Below are 13,534 nucleotides of genomic sequence, written 5' to 3'. Positions count from 1 at the left end.
GAAAATTCGGCAGGATTCATTCTAGCGGCCAATATTCAGATGGTTCTTTCGTCGATCAGTAGAAACCGAGACTCAAATTTTTAGACATGCTCTAAATGAAAAATTCAGTACAAAGTACCACAAATATAAAAACATGGCCCAGGCTGACAAGATCTAAATTTTCACCGACCCTCATCTGCCTGAGCCTTAATTTAAAACATATTTCCAAAACCCAAGACATTTACTTAGCGATTAAACTGCAGAAGTAAGAAAGGTAATGTCAACTATGTTTTTTGGGAACTTACTCAATATTTATCATACCATCTTGAGCCATCTGCTTTACAATTTCGTACTGAGCACGATTATTTACAAATAGGTGCGCCATAACAGCGTCAAAATCCTCCTGAGAGATACCGCCAGAAATCTTGGATAAAACGTCATTATTAATTTTGGCAGTTACAAACTGCTCGAAAGTACTTGTCATTTTCATGATAACACGATTTAGTCGTTGCCTACTCTGTTTAATCCCGGTTTTCAGCATACCCCGGCCGTCGATCACCTCGATCAACAATACAAAGAAGCACCTCCCCACCGCAAAAATTCTGCATCCAGCAAAAAACTTGAAATATTCTTACGCCCTCCCGTAATTTTCCGCGCATCTTCAGCTGGCTGAATCACCGAAAAACAAAGATTAATCGGCTGTACATAGTAATAACTACACCGCTCCCGGCAATAAGCGATCTCCGCACCCCAGTTTCGCAACTGCTCTAAGAGGTTGTGCACCGTACGAGGAGAAACCTCCAGCTTCGCAGCCAGTTCAGTGGGGGAGCCAGTGGCTTTGCGCTGGATGAGGTAAGCGAGGCGTTCGAGTTGGTAGAATGTGTCAATAAAAGCCATAATTAAGTGTTTTTAGTAAGGTTCAGGAATTGATCAAACAACCGCGCCAGCAGGCTGCGGTCAGCGGTGATGATGCGGGCGGTGCCCGCCAGGTTATATTGAAAGGGCAGTGTTTTGCCGTAAGAGGTGACCAGGGTATCGGGCAGGGCGACGGTGGCCAGCCGAAGGTAGTTGCCCTGCTGGTCGGGCAGAGCGATGGGGTCGAGGGTACGCAGGGAGCCTTCCACCTGACCGTATTCGCGGGAGGGGTAGGCGGCGAAGTCGAGGATGACGCGGTCGCCAAGCTCGATTTTTCCCTGACCGAGGGACGGGAGTTGCAGGCGGGCCACCATCGTTTTGGCGTCGCCGTCATCTCCCCGTAGGAAACCGAGTGGTTCGGAGGGGCTCACCGTAGCCTGCTCCCGGACGGTAGGTTGCCAAGTGAGGGTTCCGGCTTCGCGGGCGATGAGAAAATAACGGTCTCGGTACTCAGTCAGTGCCGTGCGCAGCAGTTTTAACTGGGTGCGTAGTTGGCGATCGAAATCGGCCAGTTGCTCGCGATGAGCGAGCTTCCGTTGGAGAATTTGCTGGCGAAGCTGCTGGACGCGTAGCTGGTTCTGGATGTCGCTGCTTACCAGGACCTCCCGCTGCCGGCGGGCGGCAATGGTCTGGGCAGCTACTTGCTCGGCGTCCTGGGTGCTGACGATGCCTTCCTGTTCCAGTCCCTGCATCCGGTCAGTTTGCCGTTGCTGATAGTCGAGTTCTTGTTCGTAGAGGTCCACCTGGCGGTTAAGGGATTGGCTGAGGCGCTGGGCGTCGGCGATTTCACGTTCGTAGGCGGTGATTTCGGCGGTGAGGCCGTTGGTTTGGAGGTAGGTTTGATGGGCGTTGAGGAGGGTATTTAGCGTGGTGAGGGGAGTTTGGATGGTGGAGGGGAAACCGCAGCTCCGGCTTCCAAGACCTCTCCCCCGGCCCCTCTCCGAAGGAGAGGGGAGACGTGGCAGACGTTGGAGGTGTGACTGGAGACCAGTCGTAGGATCAACTGACATCAATCGTTTTTCGTTAAAACGTCCAAAGTTTTCAATAGCCCTCCCCCGTGGGACCGCCGTAGGCAGCCGCGAAGCGCTCGGTTGGGAAGGGGTTTCTTGAAATAGCTCCGGTGATAGATCTTGCTCCACTGTAGTAAGCCACCGATCGAGGTCTCGGACGGGGCGCCAGTCTGCTTCACTTTGAAATACGAGCAGGGTATCGCCGGGAGTCACCGGGGCTCCGCTTGTGGCGAAGACGGTATCGATGACATTCATTGCACCTGCGTGTAGCGCCAAAGGAATCTTCTCGGTTTGCAACAGGAAAGGCGCTTCAACCTTTTCCGGGTAGCGGATGAGGGCGGCGAGCCCCAGCGCCACGATGAACACCACGGCGATGGCCGTGAGCCCGGAGTGCAGCAGCCAACCGGGAGGGCTGCCCATCATGTCCTGGATGGCGGCGTCGCGGTAGAGGGTGGATGGGGAAGGATTGTTGGGCATATGTGAATTTTATCAAGTTTGTGTTAGTCCCCCCCGGCCCCCCGAAGGGGGGAGTAAACGCCTCATAAGATTTGGCGGGTACTCCCCCCTTCGGGGGGCCGGGGGGGATTTTCTAACTACCCAACTCCAACTGATTCTTTACCAGGGTATAGTAAGCGCCCTTCCGAGCAACCAGTTCTTTATGGGTACCGATTTCAATGAGTTCACCTTTTTCGAGGACGACGATCTGATCGGCGTGGGAAACCGTAGAGAGGCGATGAGCTACGACCACGACGGTTTTGCCGGTGTAGAACTCGTCCAGTTTATTGATGATCTCGCGTTCGTTGTTGGCGTCCAGGGAGTTGGTCGCTTCGTCGAGGAAGAGGTAATCCGGGTTTTTATAGACGGCCCGGGCGATGAGCAGGCGTTGCTTCTGGCCCTGGGAGGTACCGTTGCCCCGCGCACCGATCATGGTGTTGACGCCGAGGGGAAGGGCGCGAACGTAGCCTTCGATATTGGCGACGTTGAGGGCGTGGTCCAGCCGCTCCGCGTCCGGCCAATCGCTGCTTTCGCTGATGTTGTTGGCGATGGTATCGGAGAAGATGAAGCCGTCTTGCATCACTACGCCGCAGTGCTCCCGCCAGGCGCCCTGGTCGAGTTGTTGCAGGTCTGCGCCGGACACCTGAACGGTTCCTTCCGTTACGGGATAGAAGCCTAGTAATAATTTTAGCAGGGTCGTTTTTCCGCTGCCGCTGGTGCCGACAATGGCGGTGACTTTCCCCTTCCGAATCGTCAGGTTGACGTTTTTCAGCACATCGTCTTCGATGGCGTTGTAGCGGAAGCTGACGTTATCCAGCACGATGTCTCCGACACGGGGCTGGACCTTGCTCACCCCTATTTCCTGATTGTCTTCTTCCGCCTGGGCGTGTATTTCGCCCAAACGTTCCAGGCTGATCTTTGCGTCCTGTCCGGAGCGGATGAAGTTGATCATCTGGGCCAACGGACCGTTAAGTTGCCCAATGATGTACTGGATGGCCAGCATCATTCCGAGCGTCAATTCACCTTTGATGACGCCGGTGGCGGCGATGACCGTGATGAGGATGTCTTTAGATTGGTTGATGAACGAGCCTCCGGCTTCCTGCCACTGTCCGAGTCGCAGCGAGCTCATTTGTACCCGAAAAAGTTTGGCCTGAATCTCCGCCCAGCGCCAGCGGCGTTTCAACTGGCTGCCCTGAAGTTTGATTTCGGGCATTCCCTGGATGATCTCGATGAGCGAATCCTGCGTGCGGCTGTGCTGCTGGAAGGCCCGGTAGTCGATCTCTTTGCGGCGTTTGAGAAAGAAGGCGATCCAGGCGAAGTAAGCGATGGCCGCCACCAGGAAAATCAAGAAGATGGTGGTCGAATAGTAGAGCAGTACGACACTGAAGGCGATGAGGTTGAAGGTCGATAGGATAACCCCGAGGGTAGACTGCGTTAAGAAGGCTTCGATGCGGCGGTGATCGCCGATGCGTTGTAGTAGATCACCCGTCATTTTGGTGTCGAAATAGCCGAGGGGGAGCTTCATCAGCTTCACCAGGAAGTCGCTGATCAGGGAAACGTTGAGGCGGGTGCCCACGTGGAGCAATATCCAGCTCTGGATGAAGCGGACGGCGGTCTGGGTGGCGAACAACACCAACTGTCCGATTAGGATGAGGTAGATGAAGCCGATGTCCTGATTGACAATTCCCGTATCAACGATGGATTGGGTGAGGAAGGGGAACAGCAGCGAAATCAGAGAACTCAGGCCCAGGCCAATACCCAACTGCCAGCACAATTTCTTATAAGGGCGGAGGTAATTGAGGGCGAAGCGGAAGCTGAGTTTATCGGATGGTGGTGCTTCATTTTCGTAGAAGGAGGGCGTAGGCTCCAACAATAAAGCAATACCCCGGTCGCCGTCGCTTTGCCAGCCGCGTAGAAAATCAGCTTTGGGTAGTTTGTGTTTGCCAGCGGCGGGGTCGGCAATCCATACGTACTTTTTATTGGCTTTGTGGACGACGATGAAGTGGTTCTGGTTCCAGTGCACCACCAAGGGGAATGGGGCGTTGAGCAAGCAGGGCGTATCCGACTTCCCGGCGAAGGGAATTTTCACGGCCATGCTGCGCAGGCCTACCTTTTCGGCGGCTTTGCTGATGCCCTTGAGACTTACGCCTTCGCGACTGAGGTAGGAAATGGAACGTAGCCACGGTAGCGGATAATAACGACCGTGATGCTTCAGAATCATCTGAAGGCAAGCCGGACCACAGTCCATGCTATCCATTTGGGAATAGAACGGGAATTTTCCCATGTGTTGTTATAAGGGTCTGTGTTGATTTACTATTAGTACAGCACATAGCTAAAAAAAAACGGGATCTGGCAAGTTTTGCAGGGCTAATTTACTAATGGGTGGATTGATTTTAGTATTGGGCCGGGGGCTCTGGACCTCCTCAAAACCCAAACCCCAGCCCCCCTTCTTCCTGAAAACTCCCCCCATAAACCAGCCAGTCATCGTCCACGGGGATGAGTTGAACGACGCCCACCCACTCTCTTTCCTGGGTGTTACCGGCGTGGTCGGTGGTCTCGAAGCGGACCTGCACGAAGGGGTAGGTAATAAAACCGTCTGCTTCCTGGATGGGGCCGGGGGCGAAACTCAGGGGGGTGATGGCGGACCACTGCGCGCGCCAGGCATTCGCGTGGGCCAGAGCGGCTTCGCGGGGCGCTACCTCACCGTGTAGCCGCATGACGTGGTGGAAGCGGTCTTCGGGCAGCGGCTCATCGAGGGTGAAGAGCATGACCATAAAGTCTTCGGCGGCCAGCACGGTGGCTGGCGGTTGGGCCAGCTCCGGGTCGATGGATTCCAGCGGAACGAAAGCGGGCATCATCGGGTTGGGCGTCGGTATTTCGTGGGCCAGGAAATCCGTCGTCAGGAAGCGGTAGAGGCGGGAGGGTGGCAGGTGGTGTGGAGGCTCGAAGAAAACGTGCTTTTCCTGTAGCGCGAGCAGCAATTTTTCGATTTCACCGACGGCGGCTTCTTCGCTATCGAGACTGTCCGGGGCAGGCAACTCCAGGCCAGACAGGAGGCTACCGATGGTGACCCGGCCCGCCCCGTCCCCGGCGTGGAAGGCACGGATCTGGTCGTGAAACTGCTTTTGCAGCTCCGCTGGCAGATCGCCGGAAGACCAGGAAACGCCGCCCATCTCCGCGTCAAAGAGCGCAGAGCGGATCTGAGCATCGACGTCTTCTTCCCGCTCCGGGCGCCGGGCGTCGGGCTCAAAACGGAAGAGGCTGCGGAAGAGATCGGTGGCCATGACTTCCCGATTGTTCTCCAGTATGCGGTGCCCGCCCCGAAACCTTAGCAGGCCATAGAAACTGAGAGAACGATCCAGAAAACGAACCTCGATGGCATTTCGCGCCGCTTTTCCCTGCGTAACGTATCTGTCTGATGGAAAGCTGTCCACCAGCATCGGAAACGCCTCCAGCATGGCCTCAACGTAGGCAGTGTTCTTTTGCCAATCCTTCCCTTTTTTCAGCAAAAGAACCAGGAAAAAACCGAAAAGGTGCTGCAGCCCGCCGTCATCGTCATACCCATCGAAATAGCCGAGGTTGAAGTTGGTAAAATGCTGAAGGAAAAGTTGTTCCAGCATCGCCTGCCGGGGGCCGGCGAGTACCTTTTTGCCCCTTGCGGTGAGGCTTAGTTTGCCGTGGCGTTTTTTGGTCCACCGCAAGCCTCCGAGGACATATTTCAGGGTGGTGGCGAAGTAACAGTCGTCTTCCGAGCTGAGTTTGGTGATGCCTTTATCCAGGTCATACTGCGCGATCAGCCCCGTGGCGTACCATTCCTTCACCATCCGGGCGGGTAAATTTCCCTTGGCGGTGAGCTTCACTTCCTTTTCGCGCAGGCGGCTCAGCAGGTCGACGGCAAAAGTCAGCAGCGGCACTTGAGCCAGCACCTCATCCGAAATGTCTTCCCGCCAGCGTACTACACAACCCTCCTCCAGCGGGTGGTGGTTGAGCCAGAACACCTGCTCCGAGCTCAGGCCCGCAAATTCCGCTTTGGGTGCGTTGTTCTGCTGCTCGGTCAATGCGCGGAGCTGACGGTTGAGCTCGTTCATTTCTTCATCGGACATGGGGGATGATTAATTGGGTTATCTGGTAGGGTGTAAAATACAAATCTCCGCACTCATGTTCGTATTGATCGGGCTAAGCTGTAAGCCAGCTCGGAGAGCTTCGTAACACAGCCCCGGCTTCAGCCGGATAACTGCCAAAACGTTACCAAAATTAAAATTAAGCCTGTCTTAGGAAATGACAAATAAGAATTAAGGCATCTTTAGGCAGTAATTATCCATCCCCGCCCCATGAACAGACATGGCCTCTCCCTGCTCATTTTAACCATCCTTTGCACCAGCGTCTGCGCCCAACGTATGCTACCCTTCAGCGCGGTGCCCGACATGGTGGACGAGGTATATGAGACCATTCGTGATCATCACCCGATCGGCTATGAATCAGCAGGGAGGGAACGGTTATTGGCGGCGCGGACGCAGGTGCAGGGTTTTATGTCGAGCGCAAGGTTTGCGGACTCCATTGCGCTCTGGGATTTTACCCGATTGGTCTCCCCCTTGCAGGAGGTAACCGATTGCGGCCACCTTATCCTGGAACCTCACTTTGACTCGCTGATGAACGTAAGGGTAAGGGAGAACGTTTTTCCGCTCTCCCTGATGCGAACGGATGACGGGCGTTTCATTCTTCTCAAAGGCCTGCGAACAACAACGGATTCGCTCTTGCCCACTACCGCCATCGCTGCCATCAATGGCGAAGAGTTGGGGCCCATGATCGACAACATGGCTTACTTTGCCGGCCTTAATGACGTGGGCAATGTATCCGCTACCCAAGCCGCTATTGCCCGAGGTATGGGCCTACAGTATCAACGGCATTATGGCCTGCAGGCCAGCCTCACCCTTACCCTTACCGATGGCTCAAGGCGGGAAATTCTCCCCACTCACCGCCCCTGGGTTGACCCCAAAAAGAAAGTGACGCCCATCGCAGAAACCATCACCTTCCGCTATGCCGAAGACGGCCAAACGGGCATCCTTGACATCAACAGTTTTGCCGACCGCAAATTCCGGGATGGCAACTACTACAAATTCGTCAAGCAGGTGTTTGACACCCTGAAGCAGAGCGGCACCCGCCAGCTCATCATTGACTTGCGCGACAACACCGGTGGCTCCAGCGGCCGGATCAACTACCTGTATTCTTTCCTCTCCGAAGGTAAGTTTCGCTTCGCCGACCGCATCATCCTCACCGGCCCGGCCAAAGCCCTGCCCGGTGAATCCGCCAAAGACCTTAAGCGGCGGCGGAGCGGGGCGGTAAGCAAGCACGGCCGCAAGGTCCAGCGCGTACTGAGCAAAGCCATGAAGCCTCGTAAAGCCAACTTGCGTTTTGATGGTGAGGTAGTCGTTCTTATTAACGAGATGACCTTCTCCGCCAGCGGCATGTTCGCCCGCTTCGTGCAGGGTTCGGGTCGGGGAAAACTGCTGGGGGTCACCGCCGGAGCTTCAGCGGGAACAACCTTCGGTGGGAGCAACCGGAAGAAAAGATTATTCATCGGCCCCAATGAAGAGTTCGAGCTGAAGGTCAATAACATCGCCCTGCAACTCCCCTACGCCATTGAGGGAAACGTTACGCCGGACATCATCGTCCCCATCACCGAAGACGCACTCCGCGAAGGACGGGATGAACAGCTGGAGCGGGCGCTGGTCCTGGTAGAAGGAAAGGGTTTGCGATAGGGGCATTTGATTTGCTACGAAATACTTCGTGCTATCGGCAAGAGATTGCCCCTTTACACCTGAACGTTCTTTGACTTTATGGCCAATAGGATCATTTCGTGCTGAAATAGAATAAAGAAGAGACTTATCTTACATATCTTCTCTAGAAGCCTCCAGCCAGTCTGAAGAAAATCCAGCTATGAAACCGTTCATCTCCACCTTGCTATTTTTTTTGCTTTTCACCTGTAGTGATGCACCGCAAACGACAACTGACAGTACTGTTCCCACTGCCAAAGAGCGCCTTCAGCAGCTCGCCGCCCGCGCCATTGCAGACCTGGACAAGGTACCCCTTGACTCCATGGCCATCCCGCGAGCGCTTAACGAAGACGGTACGTTACACACCGTTAAATCCCGTGACTGGACGAGTGGTTTTTATCCCGGCATGCTCTGGCAACTCTATGCCGTCAATCAAGATCCGGAACTGGAAAGAGCCGCTCGTGCGTGGACTGCCTTCATCGAAAAAGAGAAGTACGATGATCATACACACGATCTGGGCTTCAAACTCTACTGCAGCTTTGGAGAAGGCTATAAAATCACGAAAGACGAGCGCTACAAAGACATCATTGTTACGGCTTCTGAGACCCTGATCCAGCGATACAACGATACCGTGGGCTGTATCCGTTCCTGGGATTTCAATGCCGAAAATTGGGATTTCCCCGTCATCATTGACAACATGATGAACCTGGAGATGCTCTTTGCCGCTACCAGATTTACGGATAACGTTACCTTTTATAAGGTAGCCAACCGGCACGCACTGACGACTATGAAGAACCACTTCCGGGCGGATTACAGCTCCTACCACGTCATTGATTATAACCCGATCACCGGAGAAGTTCGTAAACGAAATACCCACCAAGGCTTCTCAGACGACTCCGCCTGGTCACGCGGTCAGGCTTGGGGCCTGCATGGTTTCGCTACATGCTATAGGGAGACGGGAAATCCTGCGTTCCTGGATCGGGCTCGGGAAATCGCCAATTTCATTTTCAACCACCCTAATTTACCTGAAGATGAAATCCCTTACTGGGATTACAATGCCCCGAAAAGCCCTGAAGCGCCTCGTGATGTATCAGCAGCAGCGATTACTGCATCTGGTTTGCTGGACCTTGTCAAACTGGACCCCGAACGAAAAGACTTCTACCTTCAGCATGCCGACAGAATTCTCACCTCGCTAACAAAAGAAGAATATAAGAGTGACGTAGCGCCCTTTTTTCTCCAACACAGTACAGGAGGGTTTCCAAATGGCTTTGAGATCGATGTACCAATCATTTATGCGGATTACTATTATGTAGAAGCACTGCGGCGGCGTGCCGCATTGGAATAGTGTTCACAGGCCGTAGAAAATAACAATATCAACTGTCGCAGTCGGTCCACTAATTCCTGTCTTGATCAGTATCTTTGGCGGTACTAAAAGACACTTTATGTCAACGACCAGTCTACGTGATATTTTCGAGCAACGCATCCTTGTCCTTGATGGAGCCATGGGCTCCCTCATTCAGGGTTATGGACTCACAGAAGAAGACTATCGCAAAGGCTATTTCGAAGAGCATGAGAGTGACCTGAAAGGAAACCATGATCTATTGGTTTTGACCCGTCCCGACGTGATTCGCGAAATCCATGAGCAGTACCTTGAAGCCGGAGCGGATGTGATTGAGACCAACACCTTCAGCGGCACCACCATTGCGCAGGAAGACTACGGCACCGAACACATCGTCTACGAAATGAACGTAGCGGCCGCAAAAGTAGCCCGCCAGGCAGCGGATGAGTACACCGCCAAAAACCCGGCCAAACCCCGCTTTGTAGCGGGCGCCGTCGGGCCAACGAACCGGACCCTGAGTATCAGTCCGGACGTAAACGACCCCGGCTACCGGGCAATCACCTTCACGGAGCTGGCCGACGCTTACTATACCCAGATCAAAGGACTCGCTGACGGCGGTTCCGACCTCATCCTGATCGAGACCATCTTCGATACGCTCAACGCTAAAGCCGCCCTTTTTGCCCTGGAGCGGGTACGCAATGAAATTGACCGGGAGTTACCCGTTATGATCTCCGGCACCATCACCGACGCCAGTGGCCGGACCCTGAGCGGGCAGACGGTCGAGGCCTTCTACATCTCCGTTGCTCACGCCAACCCGCTCTGTGTGGGCCTCAACTGTGCGCTCGGCGCACAGGAAATGCGCACCCACCTGGCGGCCCTGAGCAAGGTGGCGGAGTGCAACGTCCATGCCTACCCCAACGCCGGCCTGCCCAATGAAATGGGAGAATACGATCAGGATGCGGATGAGATGAAAGATTACATCCGCGACTTCGCCTCCAGCGGTCTCGTCAACCTCATCGGTGGTTGCTGCGGCACCACTCCGGAGCACATTCGCCAAATGGCGCGGGCTGTGGATGGGCTCAAACCCCGCGAGATCCCTACCCTGCCGGGATATTCCACTTACTCAGGCCTGGAGCCACTGGTTGTTCGCCCGGAGACGAATTTCATCAACGTCGGGGAACGCACCAACGTTACCGGCTCCCGCAAATTCAGCCGCCTGATTATGAACGGGAAATACGACGAAGCCCTTGCCGTTGCTCTCCACCAGGTGGAAGGCGGCGCACAGGTGATCGACGTAAATATGGACGAGGGGCTACTGGACAGCAAAGAGGCCATGGTCACTTTTCTGAACCTCGTGATGGCCGAGCCCGACATTGCCAAACTCCCCATCATGATCGACTCTTCGAAGTGGGACGTGATCGAGGCCGGCCTGCAATGTGTGCAGGGGAAGTGCATCGTTAACTCAATCTCCATGAAAGAGGGCGAAGAAGAATTTCTCCGCCAGGCAAAACTGGTCAAAGCCTACGGCGCTGCCGCCATCGTGATGGCCTTTGATGAAACCGGGCAGGCGGATACCGAAGACCGAAAAGTAGAAATCTGCGCCCGTGCCTATAAGCTGCTCGTGGAAGAAGCTAAGTTCGCGCCGCAAGACATCATCTTCGACCCCAATATTTTTGCCGTCGCGACGGGCATCGAAGAACACAATAACTACGGCGTTGACTTCATCGAGGCAACTCGACGGATTAAGGAGCTTTGCCCTGGCGCAAAGATCAGCGGAGGGGTGTCCAACGTTAGTTTCAGTTTCCGGGGCAACAACGTTGTTCGCGAAGCGATGCACTCTGCCTTCCTCTACCATGCTATTGAAGCGGGGATGGACATGGGCATCGTTAATGCCGGTATGATCGAGGTTTACCAGGATATTCCGGAGGACCTCCTCGTTCACGTCGAAGACGTCATTCTGAACCGGCGCCCCGACGCCACCGAACGGCTGACCGATTTGGCGGAGGGACTCAAGAACGTGGGCGGCCGCTCGGTCGTCAAAGACCTCGCCTGGCGGGAATCCACGGTGGAAGAACGGCTGCAGCACAGCCTCGTCCGCGGCATCACCGAGTTCATCACCGAAGACACCGAAGAGGCCCGGTTGAAATATCCGCGCCCGCTGCACGTCATCGAAGGTCCTTTGATGGACGGCATGAACGTAGTCGGCGATCTCTTCGGATCCGGTAAGATGTTCCTGCCGCAGGTAGTAAAGTCTGCCCGGGTGATGAAAGCGGCAGTGGCTTATTTAAATCCGTTTATTGAAGCCGAAAAAGAAGAAATAATGGCCCGGCAGGCCGAGGAAGATGCCCGCCGAACCGCCGCTGGCGAAGCGCTGGAAGAGAGAGAAGCCCAAAAGGAAAACGAAGGCAGCCGTCAATACAAAGGCACCATTCTCCTGGCCACTGTAAAGGGCGACGTACACGATATTGGTAAGAACATCGTCGGCGTCGTGCTGGCCTGTAACAACTACGAAATCATCGACCTTGGGGTAATGGTGCCGGCGAATAAGATTCTGGACGAGGCACAGAAGCACCAGGTGGACATCATCGGTCTGAGCGGTCTCATCACCCCTTCACTGGATGAGATGGTCAACGTTGCCGCTGAAATGGAACGACGCGGCATGACGACACCACTGCTGATTGGTGGTGCCACGACCAGCAAAACGCATACGGCGCTGAAGGTGGAGCCGGCCTACACCAAAGGGGCAACGGTCCACGTCCTCGACGCCAGCCGAGCGGTAACCGTAGCGGGTAGTTTGCTGGACGGCGAAGCCGCCGACCGAGAGGCCTACCGCCAGAGTATTACGGAAGAATACGAACGGGTGCGGGTACACCGGGCCAAGCAGCAATCGGGTAAAAAGGCGCTCTCCATCGCAGCGGCCCGGGCTAATGCGCTACAATTAGACTGGGATAACTACACGCCTCCCGTACCTACTTTCACGGGCGCAAAGGTTTTCGAAGATTACGATCTGGCCGAGTTGGTAGACTACATTGACTGGACGCCCTTCTTCAGCAGCTGGGCCCTGGCGGGCAAGTTTCCGGCTATTCTGACGGACAGTGTGGTGGGCGAAGAAGCCACCACCCTCTACAATGAAGCCCGGGAGATGCTGGACAAAATCGTACAGGAAAAATGGCTGCAGGCGAAAGGTGTCATTGGCTTCTGGCCGGCGAGCGCGGATACAGAGACCGATACCGTTAAAGTGTACAATGGGGCGCAGCCGCAGGTGCAAGGGGAGGTTAAAGAGCAAGAGGAGGGAGTGGACGCTCGAAGGTCTTTCCAGGACGCTTCGAGGTCCGTGGAGCTCTACCACCTGCGGCAACAAAGTAAGAAGGCGAAGGGTCGACCCAACCTTGCCCTTACGGATTTCATTGCACCTGCGTCTGCGGCAAAATCGGATTACCTCGGTGGCTTTGCCGTCACGGCCGGCATCGGTATTGAGCCGCACATTAAGCGTTTCGAAGAGGCCGGAGACGACTACAGCGCCATCATGCTCAAAGCCCTGGCTGACCGGCTGGCCGAGGCTTTTGCTGAACGGATGCACCAGAGGGTCCGGATGGAATTCTGGGGCTATGCCCCGGATGAAGCCGTGACTAACGAGCAACTCATCGCCGAGCAATACCGGGGTATTCGCCCGGCCCCCGGCTACCCTGCCTGCCCCGAGCATACCGAAAAAGAGACCCTCTGGCAGCTACTTGACGTAGAGGCCACCACGGGCATTCAACTCACGGACAGCATGGCCATGTACCCCGCCAGCAGTGTCAGTGGCTGGTACCTGAGCCACCCGGACGCGAAGTACTTCACCGTTCGCGGTATCCGCGAAGACCAGGCGGCGGATTACGCCGCCCGCAAGGGCTGGGATGCGGAGACGGCGGAAAAATGGTTAGCTTCGATTATGGCAGATTAGGGGATAATGGGCCATTTTCGGGTATAACTGTAGATGTACCCGAAAATGAACCCGGTACATCTACAGTTATACCCGAAGC

8 protein-coding genes are annotated in these 13,534 nt (G+C 55.1%); 3 read left to right on the top strand and 5 right to left on the bottom strand.

The window, feature by feature from the left end:
- Window positions 1-280: 280 nt before the first annotated feature.
- The 5 genes from BM123_RS10205 to BM123_RS10185 form a co-directional block, all read right to left on the bottom strand.
- Window positions 281-469, bottom strand: a complete 189-nt coding sequence (locus BM123_RS10205) for a hypothetical protein (RefSeq protein WP_139211836.1) — start codon at window positions 467-469, stop codon at window positions 281-283.
- 74 nt (window positions 470-543) lie between these two features.
- Window positions 544-876, bottom strand: a complete 333-nt coding sequence (locus BM123_RS10200) for an HTH domain-containing protein (protein ID WP_090167950.1) — start codon at window positions 874-876, stop codon at window positions 544-546.
- Window positions 877-878: 2 nt separating this feature from the next.
- Complete coding sequence (locus BM123_RS10195) at window positions 879-2,381, bottom strand: HlyD family secretion protein (protein WP_090167948.1); 1,503 nt, start codon at window positions 2,379-2,381, stop codon at window positions 879-881.
- A gap of 112 nt (window positions 2,382-2,493) precedes the next feature.
- A complete protein-coding gene (locus tag BM123_RS10190) occupies window positions 2,494-4,683 on the bottom strand; it encodes a peptidase domain-containing ABC transporter (protein WP_090167925.1) in 2,190 nt (729 codons plus the stop codon).
- A 139-nt stretch (window positions 4,684-4,822) separates the two neighbouring features.
- Window positions 4,823-6,502, bottom strand: coding sequence for a hypothetical protein (locus tag BM123_RS10185; protein WP_090167921.1), 1,680 nt, complete (start codon window positions 6,500-6,502; stop codon window positions 4,823-4,825).
- A 228-nt stretch (window positions 6,503-6,730) separates the two neighbouring features.
- Here BM123_RS10185 and BM123_RS10180 point away from each other — a divergent pair, with 228 nt between their 5' ends.
- From BM123_RS10180 to metH, 3 genes are all read left to right on the top strand, one after another.
- Complete coding sequence (locus tag BM123_RS10180) at window positions 6,731-8,158, top strand: S41 family peptidase (protein ID WP_090167919.1); 1,428 nt, start codon at window positions 6,731-6,733, stop codon at window positions 8,156-8,158.
- Between the two features lie 178 nt (window positions 8,159-8,336).
- The gene (locus tag BM123_RS10175) at window positions 8,337-9,518 is read left to right on the top strand and encodes a glycoside hydrolase family 88 protein (RefSeq protein WP_090167918.1); all 1,182 of its coding nucleotides are present in this window, start codon (window positions 8,337-8,339) and stop codon (window positions 9,516-9,518) included.
- Between the two features lie 97 nt (window positions 9,519-9,615).
- The gene (metH, locus tag BM123_RS10170) at window positions 9,616-13,455 is read left to right on the top strand and encodes a methionine synthase (RefSeq protein ID WP_090167916.1); all 3,840 of its coding nucleotides are present in this window, start codon (window positions 9,616-9,618) and stop codon (window positions 13,453-13,455) included.
- The last annotated feature ends 79 nt before the right edge of the window (window positions 13,456-13,534 follow it).

The organism is Neolewinella agarilytica (genome assembly GCF_900110645.1).
Lineage (GTDB): Bacteria > Bacteroidota > Bacteroidia > Chitinophagales > Saprospiraceae > Neolewinella > Neolewinella agarilytica.
This window is presented reverse-complemented; position numbering and strand designations above follow the sequence as displayed.

Bases quoted from the DNA above. Each gene is read 5' to 3' on its own strand.
- BM123_RS10205 (WP_139211836.1), bottom strand. From the start codon at position 469: ATGAAAATGACAAGTACTTTCGAGCAGTTTGTAACTGCCAAAATTAAT.
- BM123_RS10185 (WP_090167921.1), bottom strand. From the start codon at position 6,502: ATGTCCGATGAAGAAATGAACGAGCTCAACCGTCAGCTCCGCGCATTG.
- BM123_RS10195 (WP_090167948.1), bottom strand. From the start codon at position 2,381: ATGCCCAACAATCCTTCCCCATCCACCCTCTACCGCGACGCCGCCATC.
- BM123_RS10180 (WP_090167919.1), top strand. From the start codon at position 6,731: ATGAACAGACATGGCCTCTCCCTGCTCATTTTAACCATCCTTTGCACC.
- metH (WP_090167916.1), top strand. From the start codon at position 9,616: ATGTCAACGACCAGTCTACGTGATATTTTCGAGCAACGCATCCTTGTC.
- BM123_RS10175 (WP_090167918.1), top strand. From the start codon at position 8,337: ATGAAACCGTTCATCTCCACCTTGCTATTTTTTTTGCTTTTCACCTGT.
- BM123_RS10190 (WP_090167925.1), bottom strand. From the start codon at position 4,683: ATGGGAAAATTCCCGTTCTATTCCCAAATGGATAGCATGGACTGTGGT.
- BM123_RS10200 (WP_090167950.1), bottom strand. From the start codon at position 876: ATGGCTTTTATTGACACATTCTACCAACTCGAACGCCTCGCTTACCTC.